This window comes from Streptomyces lonarensis (assembly GCF_012033735.1).
In the GTDB taxonomy this organism is placed as follows: domain Bacteria; phylum Actinomycetota; class Actinomycetes; order Streptomycetales; family Streptomycetaceae; genus Streptomyces; species Streptomyces lonarensis.
In genome coordinates this window covers 1-17750 of the sequence record NZ_JAAVJD010000110.1, presented here as the reverse complement: position 1 = coordinate 17750, position 17750 = coordinate 1, and the positions used below count along the sequence as shown (strand labels likewise).

General features: G+C 73.3%; 14 protein-coding genes and 1 pseudogene. 8 read left to right on the top strand and 7 right to left on the bottom strand.

Going from position 1 to position 17750, the window contains the following annotated elements; all coding sequences use genetic code 11:
- The 4 genes and pseudogenes from HCN56_RS14800 to HCN56_RS14785 form a co-directional block, all read left to right on the top strand.
- Positions 1-664 (top strand): annotated as a pseudogene (locus tag HCN56_RS14800) (hypothetical protein); the annotation flags it as partial.
- A 5-nt stretch (positions 665-669) separates the two neighbouring features.
- Complete coding sequence (locus HCN56_RS14795; protein WP_167971260.1) at positions 670-990, top strand: hypothetical protein; 321 nt, start codon at positions 670-672, stop codon at positions 988-990.
- Positions 991-1048: 58 nt separating this feature from the next.
- The gene (locus HCN56_RS14790) at positions 1049-1876 is read left to right on the top strand and encodes an inositol monophosphatase family protein (protein ID WP_167971258.1); all 828 of its coding nucleotides are present in this window, start codon (positions 1049-1051) and stop codon (positions 1874-1876) included.
- Between the two features lie 34 nt (positions 1877-1910).
- Positions 1911-3320, top strand: a complete 1410-nt coding sequence (locus tag HCN56_RS14785; RefSeq protein ID WP_209312751.1) for a phytoene desaturase family protein — start codon at positions 1911-1913, stop codon at positions 3318-3320.
- A 51-nt stretch (positions 3321-3371) separates the two neighbouring features.
- On the opposite strand, the gene HCN56_RS14780 is transcribed toward HCN56_RS14785, so the two are convergent.
- Positions 3372-5105, bottom strand: a complete 1734-nt coding sequence (locus tag HCN56_RS14780) for a BCCT family transporter (protein WP_167971254.1) — start codon at positions 5103-5105, stop codon at positions 3372-3374.
- Between the two features lie 148 nt (positions 5106-5253).
- On the opposite strand from HCN56_RS14780, the gene HCN56_RS14775 reads away from it, so the two are divergent.
- Positions 5254-6390, top strand: a complete 1137-nt coding sequence (locus HCN56_RS14775; protein ID WP_167971252.1) for a glycerate kinase — start codon at positions 5254-5256, stop codon at positions 6388-6390.
- A gap of 51 nt (positions 6391-6441) precedes the next feature.
- Here HCN56_RS14775 and HCN56_RS14770 read toward each other — a convergent pair whose 3' ends face one another.
- The 5 genes from HCN56_RS14770 to HCN56_RS14750 are packed head-to-tail and all read right to left on the bottom strand — an operon-like array spanning position 6442 to position 11146.
- A complete protein-coding gene (locus HCN56_RS14770) occupies positions 6442-7002 on the bottom strand; it encodes a hypothetical protein (RefSeq protein ID WP_167971250.1) in 561 nt (186 codons plus the stop codon).
- Positions 6999-8147 (bottom strand): ROK family glucokinase, encoded by a 1149-nt coding sequence (locus HCN56_RS14765; RefSeq protein WP_167971248.1) that lies wholly within the window; start codon positions 8145-8147, stop codon positions 6999-7001. The genes HCN56_RS14770 and HCN56_RS14765 overlap by 4 nt, the downstream gene beginning before the upstream one ends.
- 16 nt (positions 8148-8163) lie before the next feature.
- Positions 8164-9105 carry an ATP-binding cassette domain-containing protein gene (locus HCN56_RS14760; RefSeq protein ID WP_167971238.1) on the bottom strand — a complete coding sequence of 314 codons (942 nt, stop codon included), beginning with the start codon at positions 9103-9105 and terminating at the stop codon, positions 8164-8166.
- Positions 9102-10148, bottom strand: a complete 1047-nt coding sequence (locus HCN56_RS14755) for an ABC transporter permease (protein WP_167971236.1) — start codon at positions 10146-10148, stop codon at positions 9102-9104. The genes HCN56_RS14760 and HCN56_RS14755 overlap by 4 nt, the downstream gene beginning before the upstream one ends.
- Complete coding sequence (locus HCN56_RS14750; protein WP_167971264.1) at positions 10145-11146, bottom strand: sugar ABC transporter substrate-binding protein; 1002 nt, start codon at positions 11144-11146, stop codon at positions 10145-10147. Before HCN56_RS14750 ends, HCN56_RS14755 begins: the two co-directional genes overlap by 4 nt.
- Positions 11147-11587: 441 nt before the next feature.
- Between HCN56_RS14750 and HCN56_RS14745 the strand changes: the two genes are divergently transcribed.
- Both HCN56_RS14745 and HCN56_RS14740 read left to right on the top strand, forming a co-directional pair.
- The gene (locus HCN56_RS14745; RefSeq protein ID WP_167971234.1) at positions 11588-13537 is read left to right on the top strand and encodes a cellulase family glycosylhydrolase; all 1950 of its coding nucleotides are present in this window, start codon (positions 11588-11590) and stop codon (positions 13535-13537) included.
- Between the two features lie 153 nt (positions 13538-13690).
- Positions 13691-14479, top strand: coding sequence for an IclR family transcriptional regulator (locus tag HCN56_RS14740; RefSeq protein ID WP_167971232.1), 789 nt, complete (start codon positions 13691-13693; stop codon positions 14477-14479).
- Positions 14480-14717: 238 nt separating this feature from the next.
- On the opposite strand, the gene HCN56_RS14735 is transcribed toward HCN56_RS14740, so the two are convergent.
- Complete coding sequence (locus tag HCN56_RS14735; RefSeq protein WP_167971231.1) at positions 14718-15353, bottom strand: GAP family protein; 636 nt, start codon at positions 15351-15353, stop codon at positions 14718-14720.
- 201 nt (positions 15354-15554) lie between these two features.
- Between HCN56_RS14735 and HCN56_RS14730 the strand changes: the two genes are divergently transcribed.
- A complete protein-coding gene (locus HCN56_RS14730) occupies positions 15555-17669 on the top strand; it encodes a hypothetical protein (protein WP_167971230.1) in 2115 nt (704 codons plus the stop codon).
- Positions 17670-17750: the final 81 nt, after the last annotated feature.

The following is a 17750-nucleotide window of genomic DNA, read 5'->3' as shown; positions in this document are numbered from 1 at the left end:
CTTCGCTGCCGCAGCGGCAGCGGAGACCGCCCCGGAACCGCGCCCCGCCCGCGCGGCGCGCCCCCGGGGAGCACGCTTCGCGGGGCTGGAGACCCCAGCGGCGGGCCCCCCGGCCCCCTCCGCCGGGAGGGGGCAGCCGGACGAGGCCCGGCGGGCGGCGACGGAGTTCACGGCGCGGATGCTCCGCATGCGGACCGAGGGGGACAACGGGGCGGTCCACGCCACGCTCTGCGAGGCGGTCCACGGCCCGCCGGGGCGGTTGCCACTGGTGGTCGAGGCCATGGAACGCGTCGGGCTCGACGCGGAGATCGCCACGCTGCTCTGGGAGGCGGCGGCGCTGCCCCCCGGCCCGGTCGCCGCCATTGCCCGGGCGCTCGCCGAGTCCGGCAGGGCCGGCCAGTGCGGCCAGCTGCTGCGGCAGGGGGCTGCCCGTCCGTCGGGCGAGGCCGGCACCATCGCCGCCGATCTCGTCGCCGCGGGTCGGGCCGACGAGGCGGTCACGCTGCTCACTGCGCTGGTGCGGGCGCGGCGCGCCGCGGACGCGGTGGGCGCGGCTCTGGCGGTGCCCGAGATCACGCCCCACCTGCTCCGTGCGGCGCGCAGCGTCTCCGACGCCCACCACCATGCCGTCACCACCGAACTCCGGCGGGCGGGAGTAGCCTGAGAGGCATGGCTGCCCGACTTCCTGTGACTCCCCGACGGATCGCCTGGTTCGTCGCCCGTCCGCTGGCGATCGCGCTCGGCCAGAAGCTGGCGCGGGCCGCGTTCGACCGCGCGGTCGTCGCCTTCGCCGAGCGGCGCGCCCAGCGCGCCACCTGGGAGGGAGCGACCCACCCGGCGCCCGGCGCCGCCGGGAGCACGACCGCCCGCACGACCAGCGACACGGGCGCCGGTGCTGCCGGTGGCACGCCGCCCCGGCAGCACAGCGGGTCCGGGCCAGAGACGCCACGCCGCCACGGCGCCCCGGGGTTCCGCCGGCGGCGCGGCTGACGACGTCCCGCCCGCCACGCGGCGCACGCCGCCGGACGGCTCGTGTTTCGATGGACACATGATCGATGAACAGCTGGCAGCGGCGGCCGAGGACGCGGTACGGAAGGCGGCGGCGGACGAGATCATGCCGCGGTGGCGGCAGCTCGCCGACGACGAGGTGACGGCCAAGTCCGGCCCGCACGACCTGGTCACCGTGGCGGACCGGGACGCCGAGCACCACCTCACCGAGGCGCTGACGCGGCTGCTGCCCGGCTCCGTGGTGGTGGGCGAGGAAGGGGTCCACGAGGACCCGTCGCGGTACGACGCGCTCCAGGGCGACGCGCCGGTGTGGATCGTGGACCCGGTGGACGGCACCCGGCAGTTCGTCCGCGGCGAGCCGGGGTTCTGCACCCTGGTGGCGCTGGCGCGAGGCGGCACGGTGCACGCCTCGTGGACCTACGCGCCCGCCCGGGGGCTGATGGCCGTCGCCCGGCGCGGCGGCGGTGCCTGGCTCAACGGGGAGCGGCTGCGGGCGGGCTCCCCCGGTGGCGCGGTCCTCGAAGTGGCCACTTCGCACCCGGACTTCACCACCGAGGAGCAGAAGCAGGCGCTCGTCGGGCTGCGCGCCCCCGGCATCGACCCCCGACCGTGCGGTTCGGCCGGGTTGGAGTACCTCCGGATCGCCCGGGGCCAGCTCGACGCGGTGGCGTTCTCCTGGGAGCTGGCATGGGACCACGCGGCCGGGCTGCTGCTGGTCTCCGAGGCGGGCGGCACCGATCGCACGCTCTCCGGCGAGCCGTTCTCACTGACCGGCCGCAACGCGCTGCCGTTCACCGCAGCGCGTGACGGGGAGACGGCGCGGCGTATCCTCGACCTCCTGTCGGCGGGGCGGCCGACGGCGGCCTGAGCCTGCTGCGAGGGGAGCGCGCGACGTGACGACGATGACGGACGTGGTGGTGGTCGGTGCCGGCCCCAACGGTCTGACCGCGGCGGCCGAGTTGGCGCGCCGCGGCGTGTCGGTGGAGGTCTTCGAGGCGGAGGGGACGGTGGGGGGCGGGGCGCGCACCGAGGAGTTGACGCTGCCCGGGTTCCGGCACGACCCGTGTTCCGCGGTGCACCCCATGGGCGTCGGTTCCCCGGCCTTCGCGGGGCTGCCGCTGGAGCGGTTCGGCCTGCGCTGGCTGCACCCGGAGATCCCGATGGCCCACCCCTTCCCCGACGGGAGCGCGGCGGTGCTGGCGCGCTCCGTCGGCGAGACGGCGATGTCGCTGGGCGCGGCGGACGCGCCGCGGTACCGGCGGCTGGTGTCGCCGTTCACCGGCCGCTGGGACGCGCTCGCCGAGGACTTCATGTCCGTGCCCTGGGAAGGGCTTCCCCGGGGGCCGCTGACCCTGGCCCGGTTCGGCGCGGTCGGGCTCCCCCCGGTCTCCTGGCTGCTGCGGCGGTTCTCGGACGAGAAGGCGAAGGCGCTGCTGGCGGGGCTGGCGGCGCACGTCATCTCGCCGTTGAGCACCCCGGCGACGGGCGCCGTGGCGCTGGTCTTCGCGCTCGCCGCCCACGAGCGCGGCTGGCCGGTGGCGGCCGGGGGATCGCAGGCCGTCTCCGACGCGCTGGCGGGTTTCCTCACCGCGCAGGGTGGCCGCATCCACACCGGGGTGACCGTGCGGCGGCTGGACGAGCTGCCGCCCGCGCGCGCCTACGTCTTCGACACCTCCCCCACCGCCATGGCCCGGATCGCCGGGCTGGGGGACGCCTTTCGGCGCTTCCGCTACGGCGCGGGCACCTTCAAGATCGACTACGCGTTGTCGGGGCCGGTGCCGTGGCGCTCGGAGGCCGCGCGACGCGCCGGTACGGTGCACCTGGGCCCGACCGCCGGCGAGGTGGACTCCGCACTGCGCGCCGCGGTGGGGGGCCGTGCCCCGGAGGTGCCGTTCCTGATCACCTCACAGCCCACGCTGGTGGACCCGGGGCGCGCCCCCGAGGGGAAGCACGTCTTCTGGGCGTACGGTCACGTGCCCAACGGCTGGCGCGGGGACCTGACCGCCGCGGTCGAGCGGCAGCTGGAGCGGTTCGCGCCCGGCTTCGGCGACCTCGTCCTGGCGCGGGCGGTGGCGGGGCCGCCGCAGCTGGCCGCGCGGAACGCCAACTACGTGGGTGGGGACATCGCCTGCGGCGCGTTCGCCGGCGTGCAGGCGCTGTTCCGCCCCGGCCCCGCGCGCGACCCGTACCGCACACCCCATCCGGCGGTGTTCCTCTGCTCCTCGGCGAGCTGGCCAGGGCCCGGGGTGCACGGCATGTCCGGCCGTAACGCCGCGAAGTCGGTCTTCCTCCACCTCGCGGGTCGCCGCTGACGGGCCGCCGCTGAGTGCCGCGCCCGGCCCCGCGGGGCCGGGCGTCGCGGGTCAGCCGCCGTTCTCCTGGTCGCGTCCGCCGTGCGACTCCGCACCGCGCTCCCGCGCCTGGTCGGCGGCGCGGCGCAGCCGCCGATGGCGGGGGTTCTGCTGCTCGTCCACGGCCTCGCCGACCATGGTCCGCACGGCGTCGCGCAGCCCGTGCAGCGGCATCTGGCGCGGTGGCCCCGCACCGGGGTCCCGGGAGAGTTCGCGGATCAGGGCGAAGCACATCAGCAGCATCACCACCACGAACGGCAGGGCCACCAGGATCGTCGCCGACCGCAGCGCCTCCAGGCCGCCCGCGACGAGCAGCACGGCGGCGACCGCGGCCATCAGCACGCCCCAGGTGACGACCAGCCAGCCCCGGGGGTGGAGGGCGCCACCGCTGGTGAGCGAGCCCATCACCAGGGCGGCGGAGTCGGCGCTGGTGATGAAGTACGCCATGACGAGGACGATGGCGAGGGCCGAGCTGACGGTGGCGAGCGGCAGGGCGTCGAGGAGGCCGAACATGCCGGCCTCCTCGCCCTTCTCGGCAATGGCCCCGGTGAGGTCGGAGCGCCCCGTGGCGTCGGTGCGGATCGCGCTGCCGCCCATGACGGAGAACCAGACGACGGAGGCGCCGCTGGGGATGAGCAGCACCCCGATGACGAACTCCCGGACCGTGCGGCCGCGGGAGATCCGCGCGATGAAGGTGCCCACGAACGGCGCCCAGGAGAACCACCAGGCCCAGTAGAAGATGGTCCAGGCGCCGAGCCACTCCTGCTCACCGAAAGCCCCGGTGCGTGTCGCGAGGGTCAGCAGGTCCTGCAGGTAGGCGCCCACCCCCGAGGGCATCGCGTCCAGCACGTACACCGTGGGCCCGACCACGAAGACGAAGAGCATCAGCACGGCCGCCAGCGCGATGTTCATGCTGCTGAGCCACTTGATGCCCCGGTGGATACCGGAGAACGCGGAGAGGACGAAGGCGGCGCTCAGCGCGAAGATGATGATCAGTTCGAGGGTCCGGCTGTCGTCGATCCCCGTGGTCAGGTTGAGGCCCCGCGCGATCTGGAGGGCGCCCAGCCCCAGGCTGGTGGCGGTGCCGAAGACGGTGGCGAAGACCGCGAGCAGGTTGATGGCCTTGCCGGGCCACCCGGCGGCACGCCGCTCGCCGAGCAGGGGGACGAAGACCGACGACAGCTGGTTGCCGCGGCCCTTGCGGAAGGTGGCGTACGCCAGGCCGAGCCCCGCGACGGCGTAGATGGCCCACGGGTGCAGCGTCCAGTGGAAGAACGAGTACTCCAGGGCGTGGCGGGCCGCCTCGCCGCTCTCGGGCTCCACGCCGGTGAACGGCGGCGGGTCCGCGTAGTGCATCAGCGGTTCCCCGACGCCGAAGAACATCAGGCCGATGCCCATCCCGGCGCTGAACATCATCGCGATCCAGGCCGCGTTGGTGAACTCGGGCTCGTCGGTGTCGCGGCCCAGCCGGATGCGGCCGAACCGGCTGAGTGCGATGACGACGGCGACGACCAGGAAGGCGTCGGCGCTCAGTACGAAGAGCCACGCGAAGTTGTGGAGCACCCAGTCCAGCGCCGTGTCGGCCACCGACGCGAAGTTGTCGGTCCACACCGCCGCCCAGACGACCATGGTGACCACCGACGCCACCCCGATCGCGACCAGCCGGAGGTCCGGCGGCGGATCGGCCCGCCGGGCGGGCGCTCCTGCGGCTGGGGAGGGCCGTTCCGACCCGGCGTCCGTGCTCATGGAACTGAACTATGGGCGGATACGGCAGGGCGCGCGCGTCCTGCGGTCCGTCCGGGTGACGCCGGGCGGCGGACGCGGTGCCGGGCGCGGTGGGACGTGCGGATAGGGTCGCGGCTACTGTCCGGACGAGCGGAGGCAAGGTACCTCGATGACGACGACCACGCGGGTGCTGATCGCCGCGGACAAGTTCAAGGGTTCGCTCACGGCGGCTGAGGTCGCCGAGCACGTCGCGGCGGGTCTGCGCGCCCACCGGCCCGACACCGCCGTCACCGCGCTGCCGGTCGCCGACGGCGGCGACGGCACCGTCGCCGCGGCGCTTGCCGCCGGTTTCACCTCCCGGACGGTCACCGTCACTGGGCCGATGGGTGAGCCGGTGCGGGCGGAGTTCGCGCTCCGCGAGGACACCGCCGTCGTCGAGATGGCCACCGCGTCGGGGCTGGTGCTGCTGCCGCCGGGTGAGTTCGCGCCGCTGACCGCGACGACGGCGGGCACCGGCGAGCTGATCGCCGCCGCGGTCGAGGCCGGCGCCCGCACCGTGGTGCTGGGCATCGGCGGGTCCGCGACGACCGACGGCGGCGCCGGGATGCTGGTCGCGCTCGGCGTGAGGCTGCTGGACGCCACCGGCCGCCCGCTGCCTCCCGGGGGTGCAGCTCTGCGGGAGCTGGCGGCGGTGGACCTCTCGGGGCTGGACCCGCGGCTGGCCGACACCCGCGTCGTCCTCGCCTGCGATGTCGACAATCCGCTGACCGGCCCGCAGGGCGCCGCGGCGGTGTACGCACCGCAGAAGGGCGCGACCGCCGCGGACGTGGCGGCCCTGGACGCCGCACTGCAGCAGTACGCGCGGGTGCTCGGCGCGGCTGCCGGGGAGGGCGCCGCCGCTCTCGCCCAGTCGCCCGGTGCGGGCGCTGCCGGCGGCGTCGGTTTCGGCGCGCTCGCCGGGCTCGGGGCGGAGTTCCGTTCGGGCATCGAGGTGATGCTGGAGGTGCTCGGCTTCGCCGACGCGCTCAAGGACGCCGACCTCGTCGTCACCGGTGAGGGCTCGCTGGACGCGCAGACCCTGCACGGCAAGGCGCCTGCGGGTGTGGCCGCCGCAGCGCGGGCGGCGGGTGTCCCGGTGGTGGCGGTGTGCGGCCGGCTGGCGCTCGACGAGGCGGCGCTGCGGGCGGCGGGGATCGAGCGGGCCTACGCGCTCACCTCGCTGGAGGCGGACACCTCGGTCTGTCTGGCGCAGGCGGGTCCGCTGCTGCGACGGCTCGCTCGGCAGGTGGCGGCCGACCGGTTGTGACCGGCGGCCGGCGCCGCGCTCCCGGTGTCGGCGCACGGCGCACGGCGGGGGTCAGGGCTCGGTGGTGGAGACCACGTGGACCCGGGGGCGCTCGGGTTTGGTGAGGTCCACGGTGATGGCCACCACCGGCTCCTTGGCGGACTGCTGGACGGTCACCCCGGCCAGCTCGCGTCGGCGGGGGTCCAGGACCCAGCCGACCACGGCCGCCTCGGCGTCGGGGATGGTGACGTCGCCGGCGCGCAGCTCGCCCCGCTGGGAGCCCAGGTCCTCCAGGAAGCGGCTGAGCTGCTCGGGCGAGGTCCGGAACTGCACCCACATCGTGGAGCGGTCCCAGCTGTTCTCCTCGTAGTGCCCGACGTAGGTGGAGCCGTCGGGTATCGGGATGTCGTAGATGCGGCGCTGCACCTTGCTCGGCCACTCGTAGACCAGCCCGCGGGCCGCGGCGGCGCGGGCCTTGTGCTCGCCGCTGTCGCGGCTCTGCTCGGCGGAGACGACGGTGTACCCGGCGGGGATCGCGATGAGGAGCCCGACGACGACGGCGGTGAGCCAGCGGCGCCGCGGCACGTGCGGCGGATGCCGCGGCTGGTACTGCGGGGGCGGGGTGCCGCTCACGGCCGGGTCTCCGTGCGGGACGACGCGAGCGGCCCCCGCAGTCCCGCCCGGTGGATGCGCTCGGCGCGGCGGCGGTTGGCGCGGACGAAGCGCCGGGCGACGAGCCGGGCGAGGTCGGCGGCGCCGACCATCCCGGCGTCGGCCCCCAGCTCCGCCCGCACGATGGTCGCCTCCGGGCGGTAGCCGCGCCCGGTGAGCTGGCGGCGGAAGGCGTCCCTGGCGGGGGCCAGCAGCAGTTCGTCGGCGGCGCTGACGCCTCCCCCGACGACGAACCGGGCGGGGTCGAGGGCGGCGGCGAGGTTGGCGAGTCCCACACCCAGCCAACGGCCGATCTCCTCCAGCAGTTCCACGCACATCGGGTCGCCCTCACGGGCGAGGTCGGTGATCATCGGGCCGGTGATCTCGTCGATCTGCCCCCCGACACGGGCGAGGATGGTGTGGGCGACCGGGGAGTCGGCGGCTGCCATCTCCCGTGCCTCGCGCACCAGGGCGTTGCCGGAGCTGTACTGCTCCCAGCAGCCCCGGTTGCCGCACGGGCAGCGGTGTCCCTGCGGCACGACCTGCATGTGCCCGAACTCGCCCGCCACCCCGTACTTGCCGCGCTTGACGCGGCCGTCCTCCAGGGCGGCGCCGCCGATCCCGGTGCCGAGGGTGATCATCACCAGGTCGTCCTCGCCGCGCCCCGCGCCGAAGCGCCACTCCGCCCAGGCGGCGGTGTTGGCGTCGTTGTCGACCAGGACGGGCACCGCCAGGCGGGTCGCCAGGGCCTCCCGCAGCGGCTCGTTCCGCCAGGCGAGGTGGGGTGCGAACAGCACCCGGGAACGGTCGGCGTCCACCCAGCCGGCGGCGCCGATCCCGACGGCGTGGACATCGTGCCGGTCGGAGAGGTCCAGCACCAGTTCGGTGATGACGTCCTCGACGACCTTCGGGCTCTTGGACTTGTCCGGCGTCTCCGCCCGAATGCGCTCCAGGATGGTGCCGTCGGCGTCGACGACACCGGCGGCGACCTTGGTGCCGCCGATGTCGATGCCGACGGTCGGCACCCGGGGAGCGGAGAGGTGGGAGCGGCGCTCGCGGGTCGCGATGGTGCGCAGGACCGTCGCCCGCGCCGTCCCCTGGTGCACTCGCTCGCGGTACGTGTTCATCGACACCGATTCTGCCCTACTCGTCGCTGTCCGGCCCGGGAGGAGCGGCCCGCCGGAGTTCGTGCCCGAGCTCCGCGAGTTCGCTGCCGCCCGCCATCTGCCGGGTCAGTTCGTCCAGGGTGATCTCGCCCGCCGCGTGGTCGCCGGCCATGGCTCCGCGCTTGAGCAGGACGAAGTGGTCGCCCACCAGGTGGGCGTGGTGCGGGTTGTGGGTGACGAGGACGACGCCCAGCCCCTCGTCGCGGGCGGCGGCGACCCGGCGCAGCACCACGCCGGCCTGCTTGACGCCGAGCGCGGCGGTCGGCTCGTCCAGCACCAGGACGCGGGCGCCGAAGTGGACGGCCCGGGCGATGGCGACGGACTGCCGCTCCCCGCCCGAGAGGGTCCCGATCGGCTGGTCGACGTCGCGCAGGTCGATCCCCATGCGGAGCAGTCGCTCGCGGGTGGTGGAGCGCATCAGCCGGACGTCGAGCCGCCGCAGCGGGCCGCGGCCCACGGTCGGCTCGGAGCCGAGGAAGAAGTTCCGCCAGACCGGCATCAGCGGGACCATCGCGAGGTCCTGGTAGACGGTGGCGATGCCGACTTCCAGGGCCTGACGCGGCGAGGCGAGGCTGGTCTCGGCGCCGTCGACGCGGAAGACGCCGGCGTCGTGGCGGTGCAGGCCGGCGATGATCTTGATGAGGGTGGACTTGCCGGCCCCGTTGTCGCCGAGGACGCAGGTGACGCGCCCCCCGCGCACGGTGAGGCTGACCTCCTCCAACGCCCGGATGTTGCCGTAGTGCTTGCTGACGGCGTCCAGTTCCAGCAGCGGCGTCCCGGTCGCGGCGCCGGCGACGGGGTGGTCCGCCGCCGGCGGCGGCGTGTCGGCGGACCGCGCGGCGTCCTCGCGCGGCGTCGTTCCCGGGTCGGGCTCGGCGGCGGTGCCGGCCGGGTCGCGGGGCTCGTCGGGTGCGGTCATCGGGTTGCCTCCGCCCGTCGCCGGATCCAGAGGTTGAGGAGCGTCGCCGCCAGCAGCATGGCGCCCAGGAAGAACTTGAACCAGTTGGGGTCCCACTGCGCGAAGACGATGCCCTTGCTGGTCATGCCGAAGATCAGTGCGCCGACGGCGGCACCGATGGCGGACCCGTAGCCGCCCGTCAGCAGGCAGCCGCCGATGACGGCGGCGGCGATGTAGATCAGCTCGTTGCCGACGCCCTCGCCGGACTGGACGACGTTGTAGTTGAAGAGGAGGTGCTGGCCGGAGATCCAGGCGCCGAGCGCGACACCGAGGTAGAGACCGATCTTCGTGCGCTCCACGGGCACTCCCACGGCGCGCGCCGCGTCCCGCCCGCCGCCGACGGCGAAGATCCAGTTGCCGGCGCGGGTCCGCAGCAGGACCCAGGTGGCGACGGCGATCATGCCGATCCACCACAGGACAGTGACCTGGACGGCGAAGCTCCCGATGGAGAGGTGCGAGGCGAAGAGCGCCCGCGCGGCGGGGAAGCCGTCCATGTCCGCGATCGACTTGGTGGCGACGGTGCCGCTGATCAGCTTGGTGAAGCCCAGGTTGAGCCCGGTCAGCATCAGGAAGGTGCCGAGCGTGATGATGAAGCTGGGCAGCCCGGTGCGCGTCAGCAGGATGCCGTTGAACAGGCCGATGGCGAGCGTCGCCACCAGCGAGACACCGACCCCGACCCAGACGTTGGCGGTGAACTCGTAGCTGATCATCGAGGAGATCAGCGCGGAGGAGGTCACCATCACCCCGGCGGACAGGTCGAACTCGCCACCGATCATCAGCAGCGCCACCGGCACCGCCATGATGCCGATGGTCGACGCCGCGTACAGCACGGTGCCGAGGCTGCCGGCCCGCAGGAAGTTGTCGGCGACGACGGCGAAGACCAGGAAGACCGCGATCGCGCCGAGCACCGACCCCAGCTCGGGGCGGCTGACCAGCCGGCGCAGCGGGGAGCGCGGCAGCAGCCGCTCGTCCTCGGCGGCGATGCTCTCCACCGTCGCGCTCATCGGGTGCCCCGCCGGGCGTAGTCGACCAGGTCATCCGCCTCGTCGGGGGTGACGATCTGCGGGCCGGTGAGGACCGGCTGCCCGCCGCCGAGCATGTTGCCGTTGGACAGCCACAGCCACAGCAGGTCCACCGACTGGTACCCCTGGAGGTAGGGCTGCTGGTCGACGGCGAAGTCGATGGTCCCCTCCTGGAGCGCGGTGGCGACCTCGGGGTTGAGGTCGAAGGTGACGGTGGCCGCGTCGCTGCCGGCCTGCGAGGCGGCCTTGGCCGCGACCGTGGCGAAGGGCGCGCCCAGCGTGACGACGGTGTCGACGTCGCTGCCGGAGATCAGCTTGGCCTCGATCGCGGACTCCACCGCCGGCATGTTGGTGCCGTCGACGTAGAGGCTCTCGACGGAGCCGTCGAAGGTGGCCCGGATACCGTCGCAGCGCTGCTCGTGGCCGATGTTGCCCTGCTCGTGGAGGACGCAGACCGCGGCGGAGGCCCCGCGCTCGTTCAGTTCCTCACCGACCGCCTCTCCGGCGAGCTGCTCGTCCTGGCCGATGTGGGCGAGGGCTCCGAAGCCGCCGGAGAGGTCCTGACCGGAGTTGACGGTGATCACCGGGATGCCGGCCTCGACGGCGGCGCGGACGGCCGACTCCATGGCGTCCGGCTTGGCCAGGGTCACGATCAGGCCGTCGACGTCCTGGTTGATCGCGGTGCGCACCAGTTCGGCCTGGCGCCCCGCCTCGTCGTCGTGCGAGTAGAGGAACTCGATGTTGTCCTTGTCCGCGGCCTGCTGCGCGCCCGAGCGGACGATGTCCCAGTAGGTGTCCCCCTCGCCCGAGTGGGTGACCATCGCCACCTTCCAGCGGGGGGTGTCGACGGCCGACTGTCCGCCGGCCGCGCGGCGCTGCTCCTCCTCCGCGCGCTTGCCCCCGGTGGAGGAGCAGCCCGCGAGCACTGCGACGGCGGTCAGCGCGGCCGTGGCGGCGAGTGCCGCCCGCACCGGTCGCACCGCTCGGGGGAGGCGGCGTGTTCTGCTGGTCGGGCGGTCTATCGGGGGGTTGGTCCCCCGGCCGCTGGTCGGCCTGTGCACGCGGTCGTCGCTCCCTCGAGTGTCGCTGTGCCGGGCGCCCGGAAGTGGCGGATGTCCACGACCCGACGCGGAGATCCCTACGGTATGGATATCCGACCAATAGTCCGGCAGGGGGAACCCTATCGCCGGGTGCGGGGTTCGACGTCAGCCAGGCACCCACCGCGGTGGTGAATCGGGCGCCGGACCCGCACCGAACGGGCGGGAGCGCGGGCGATCGGACCGCGCGCGACGGCGCCGGACCGGCCGTCCGGTGGAGGCACCCTTGACCCGTCTGCGGTTCCCCGCTTCACTTTCGGCGGCGCGCCCCTCACGGACCGTGCCGGCACGCCTCACCCCCGCCGCTCCGACGAGGGAGAACCGATGCACCGCGCCTTCGCCCACCTGCCCGCGACCGCCGGCCCGGCCACCTGGGTGGGCGCGAACTTCTGGTCCCGCGCGGGCGGCCCGCTGATGTGGCGCGACTACGACGCCGACGTCGTGGACTCCGAGCTCCGCACCCTGCGCGACCACGGCCTGACCATGACGCGGTCGTTCTTCTACTGGCCCGACTTCCACCCGGAACCCGACCGCGTGGACGAGACGAAGTGCCGCCACTTCGCCGACTTCCTCGACCGCCACCACCGCCACGGCCTCGTCACCGTCCCCACCTTCCTGGTGGGCCACATGTCCGGCGAGAACTGGGACCCGCCGTGGCGCGGCGGGCGCGACCTCTACCGGGACGTGTGGCTGGTCGCCCGCCAGGCGTGGTTCGTCCGCGAGACGACCCGCCGCTTCGCGGACCACCCCGCCGTCGCCGCCTGGCTGATCTCCAACGAGATGCCGCTCTACGGGTCGCCTCCCGGCGAGCCCGAGGCCGACCGCGACGCGGTCGCCGCCTGGGCCCAGCTGATGGTGGACGCCGTCCGGGCAGGTGGTGGAAGGCAGCCGGTCTCCCTCGGGGACGGCGCCTGGGGCCTGGAGAACACCGGGCGCGACAACGGTTTCCGGCTCCGCGACACCGCGGCCCTGTGCGACTTCCTCGGTCCGCACGTCTACCGCATGGAGAACGACGCGGTGCGCAGCCACCACTCGGCAGCCTGGATGTGCGAACTGACGACCGGCTTCGGCCGGCCCGTCGTCCTGGAGGAATTCGGGCTGACCAGCGCCTTCGCCTCGCAGGAGAGCGCGGCGCGCCACTACCGGCAGCTCCTCCACACCTCGCTGCTGGCCGGGGCGACCGGCTGGGTGGCGTGGAACAACACCGACTACGACGCGCTGGAGGAACAGCCGCCGTACCGGCACCACGCCTTCGAAATGCGGTTCGGCATCACCGACGCCACCGGGTCGCCCAAGGCGGCGCTCCGGGAGCTGCGCGACTTCGCCGCCGTGGTCCGGGATGTGGAGCTGACCCGCTGCACCCGCGCCGCGACCGACACCGCCCTGGTGCTCTCCTCCTACCTGGACACCGTCCATCCCTTCACCCGGCCCGAGGACCGCGACCACGTGGCGCGCACCGCGCGGCAGTCCTGGATCAGCGCCCGCCTCGCCGACGCACCGCCCGCCGTGGTCCGGGAGAGCGACGGACCGCTCGCAGACGGCGCGCGGCTCTACCTGGCGCCCTCGGTCAAGCAGCTGCTGGCGCCCACCTGGCGGCGGCTCCGCGAGCTGGCCGAGGCCGGCGCGACGGTGTACGTCTCGTACTCGGCCGGCTCCCACGACGAGCAGCGCGGCCCGTGGTACCCCGACCTCGACGGCCTGTTCGGGGTGCGGCACGGTCTTGAGTACGGGCTGGTCGACCCCATCGAGGACCCGGTGGTCGAAGTGGTCCTCACCGCCGCTCTCGGCCGGCTTCCCGCAGGGCACCGGCTGCGGTTCGCCGCGCGGCACGGGACGGACAGCGGCCGGGTCCACCTGCCGGTCCGGCCGGTGGACGCGGAGGTGCTCGCCGAGGACGCCCGCGGCCGCCCCGCGCTGCTGCGGCGGCGCGTGGGCCGCGGTGCCCTCGTGCTGTGCACCTACCCGCTGGAGTACCTCGCGGCGTGCACCCCGCGGGTCAACCCCGACGACACCGTCGCTCTCTACGACGCCCTGGCCGCCGAGGCCGGGGTACGGCGGCCCGTCATCGTCGCCGACCCCCGGGTGGCCGTGGACCGGCTGCTGCACGAGGCGGGCCACCAGTACGTCTGGTTGGTGAGCCAGGCCGCCGAGGAAGTGACCGTCCGGCCCGCCGTCGAGGACGGCCGCAGGCTCACCGCGCTCGACGGAACCCCGGTGGAGACGGTCACCCTCCCCGGCCACGGCGTCGCGGTGCTGCGGCTACCGGCCGCGTAGCGGCGGGACCGGCCGCCGGGAGGCCGGTTCGCTGTCGGCCGGCAGGGGCGGCGCCCTGCGGTTGCGGGCGGTGCCGCCGGACGGCGGGGGACGGCCGGTGCCGCACCACTCGGCCGGTAGGCTGCCGTCGATCCGCCCCGAAAGGAACGCGACGTGGCCCCGTCCGACGAGCGCAGAGCCGCCACCGCCGGCAGCGGGGGCGTCCAGTCCCTGGAGCGAGCCTTCGACCTGCTGGAACGCATGGCCGACGCCGGTGGCGTCATCGGCCTGAGCGAGCTGGCCTCCAGCAGCGGACTGCCGCTGCCGACGATCCACCGACTGATGCGCACACTCGTCGCGTGCGGTTACGTGAGGCAGCAGCCGAACCGCCGGTACGCGCTCGGCCCGCGCCTCATCCGCCTCGGGGAGAGCGCCGCCCGTCCGCTGGCCACCTGGGCCCGGCCGCATCTCGCCCGGCTCGTCGAGGAGACCGGCGAGACCGCCAACATGGCCCTGCTGGACGGCGACGAGGCCGTGTACGTCGCCCAGGTCCCGTCGCGCCACTCGATGCGGATGTTCACCGAGGTGGGGCGCCGGGTCCACCCGCACGCCACCGGCGTCGGCAAGGCGCTGCTCACCCAGCGGTCGGACGACGACGTGCGGGCCCTCCTCGCCCGGACCGGCATGCCGGCGGCGACCGACCGGACGCTGACCGACGCGGACACGCTGGTCGGCGAGCTGGCCACCGCGCGGGTGGCCGGGTACGCGGTCGACGACAACGAACAGGAGATCGGCGTCCGCTGCATCGCCGTTCCCGTACCGGACTCCCCCACCCCGGCCGCGATCTCCGTCTCGGGACCGGCGGGGCGCATCACCGACGAGTCCACCGCGACGATCGTGCCGCTGCTGCAGGAGGTCGCCCGCGACCTGGCGTCCTCCCTCGCAGCCAACCAGCCCACCTGACCCCCGGTGGACGGCCGGGACGGAACCGTGACAGAGGCCCGACCGAACCGCCGTTGTCGACGCTGCGTGCGCACTGATATACACACAGGGCAGGGCGCGGCGCCCCGGAGGGGACCGGGAGCCACGGCCCGTTGAGACACCGTGACAGGGGGTCCGTGTCCATGCACGCCTGCGCCGAATCGACCCGGCGCCGCACCGGGGGAGCCCGATCGGCGGTGCCGACCGTCCCGCCCCGCCCTCACCCGCCGGAGGCGATGAGGGCGACGAAGACCAGGCAGACCGCGATGTTGATCAGCCAGCTGTGCCCGTTCATCCAGTCCCGCAACCGGGGCATGACCACGGCGGCGCGGTGCCGGAACAGCAGCCTGCCGAGCAGCGGCAGGGCGGCGATCAGGACGGTGAGGGCGATGAACGGCAGCGCCCCGACGAACCCCGCACTCCCCTGGGAGAGGTGCACGCCGACGGTCAGCATCACCACCACGTCCGACGGCATCAGCAGAATGACGAGGAAGCCGATGACCAGGGCTCGGCCGGCGCCGGAGGTCATGAGCGAGGTGAGCCACTTCGGCGGTTCGGCGTCCGCCCGGTTCCGCCAGTTCCGCAGCGCGGCCAGCACGAGCAGGCCGATGAGCACGTATTTGATGATGTTGCCGACGGAACCGCGGTCCCCGGTGCCACCGAGGTCGACCGCGCCTCCGAGCAGATGTGCCAGGCCGAGCGCGACTCCGACGCCCACGCACACCGCCGCGGCCACCCCCGCCAGGAACGCGAGCGATGTGCGCACCGGGCGGGGAGTGGTGACGAGGATGATCGCTGAGATGATCTGCGGCCCGGCCATCATGGTCACGGCCAGCGGCAGCACGGCTGTACTCATGGGACCTCCTGCGTCCCAGTGTCGGCGCGCCCACCCGACTTCGCAGCGCGTCACCGCAGGCCCCCGCCGGCACCGGGCCGCGCAGGGCCCCGAGCCGGCCACCGCCCGGCGTGAGCCGTGCCGCACGAGAGCGGACCGGCCCGTCGAGCCCGAACCGCGAGCAACCGGAGGGCGGCTTCGGCCGCTGAGGAAGGACACCGCATGAGCGACCTGGTGCACCCCGGCGAGATACCCGTCCTCGCCGCCGACCTGGCAACCCTGGAGCAGACCGTCGGCGACCTCTCGCGAGCCGGTGCCGCCACGTACCGGCGCGGCGAGACGATCCGGACCACCTACCTCTCGCTGGGAGAGCACCACGACGCCCCCGAGACCCCCGAACTGCTCGGCAGTATCGCCTCCGTCGGCACGCTCAACGAGGAGTTGCACGACGCCACCGCCGGGGCCGCGCAGCATCTGGAGCGCTACGTGGAACAGGCCCGGTCACTCGCGAGAAGCCTCACCGGGCTGCGGGAGCGGGCCGAGGTACTGCAGAACGCGGCCGACCCGGCCGACATCACCACCGCACAGCGCGCGGAGAGCGAAGCGATCCGGGGGGCGCTGCGCACCGCGCTGACCGACTATCACGCGACGGAGACGCACGCGGCGCGCGCCGTCGCCGACCTGCTCGCCACTCACTCGGGGACCGCGGTGCTGGAGCGCGCGGCCGCGCTGAGCGGAGCGGAGCGGGCCGTCGCCCTGATGCGCCGGGACGACCTCACCCAAGCCGAGCTGGCGGAGCTGGACCGCCTGCTGGCCACGCACAGCGAGAACGACCACTTCGCCGGCTACCTGCTGGACACGCTCGGAGTGGCCGAGCTCGCGCGCCAGGCCGCCCGGTTCGAGAACGTGGACTACCTGTCGACCGCACCGAGCTCCCCCGAGGACCCGTTCCCGGTGAACTCGCTGGTGGTGGGGCTCGCCAACGTCTTCGCGACCGCGACCCGGACCCCCGAGCGCCTCAAGGACGCACCACCGGAGTCCGCCGAGTTCACGGAGTGGCTGAGGACCCCCGAAGGGCGCGACTGGCAGCGCAGGACCGACGCCGCCCGCGCCTTCGCCGCCGGGCCCGAAACCGGCCTCACCCCGTTCGACACGAGCGAGTACGGAACGCTGCTGACCTTCATGGGACACGCGACAACCCCGTTCAGTGCCCAGTTGATGGACGGACTTGTCGCGGACCTCGAGAACAGCGCAAACCACGCCCCCTACTCCAACCCGGCGGGTGGTGAACGAAGTCATCTCGACCATGCGCTCGAAATTTCTGCTCGGAACCCGGATGCGGCCACCATGATCCTCGACCTCAAGCGCAGCGACCGCGCCGAGCGATGGATGGAAGAGGTCTGCGAATACGAGCAGCATCCTTATCTTTACGGAATGCAGGGCGGAGGCCACACCCTCGGGCTGAACCTCGCCTTCTCGTCCGCCGCCACCGGCCTTCCCGAGGGTGCCGTACCGCCCACGGGAAGCAATCCTCCGTCCACAAAGAACGTAGAGATAGCCCAGTTCCTCATCGACCGGGCAGACCGAGCAAACCGAGCAGATCGCGAAGAGATCTACCCGAGAAGCATCTCTCTCGCGCTGGGAAACACCATCGCCGGTCACATCGGACATTTCAATAAGCATTTCACCGAGAGCCCCCTCCCCTCCTTCGAGCACGGACCTGACCTTTCAAACATAAACGTGGATTCCGTGCTGCAGTTCGCCGGAGAAGACGAGGACGCTTTTACGGCTGTCCGCGATGCACAGATAGCGTATGCCGGGGTCACCTCGGTCTACCTGTACTCCGACGCAGTGGATCTCTCTCCCTGCCATCAGGACAAGGCCATGAACACAGCGGCTTCCACGGGTGGAAAGATACTCGGCACCCTTACGCACGCCCGCAGTGACCAGGAGTACAACGAGGGGACCAGCTCACTCGACAGCGGCCTGAAGAGAGCGTCACAGCACCTCCTCACGGGGATCACGGACGCAACCTTCGGCCAAGTCCCAGGCTTCGGCACCGCAGCTGCAAATGAGATGGTGTCGGCGAACAACGAACTGTGGAGTGAACACGAGAAGCGCACCAGGCGGAACGCTGCTGAAGACGCACGGACTCTCGAAGAGATCACGGTCGACAGTGCCGCCGACGCATACGCCCTGGGTTACGAGCTATCGCTCACGAGAAAGGGTGACATGTCAGAGGACGAGACGAATGCGGCCACGGAAGCGGTCGCAAGAACAGTCGAAAGTGGATTCACTGAGGTTTTCTCAACGGTGCTTACTTCCATGAGCCGTTGAGGACGAGGGCGGCTTTGGTGATGGCTCCGATTCTGTTGGGGCTGAGGGTGACGTGCTGGAGTGCGCGCCAGCGTTGCTTGA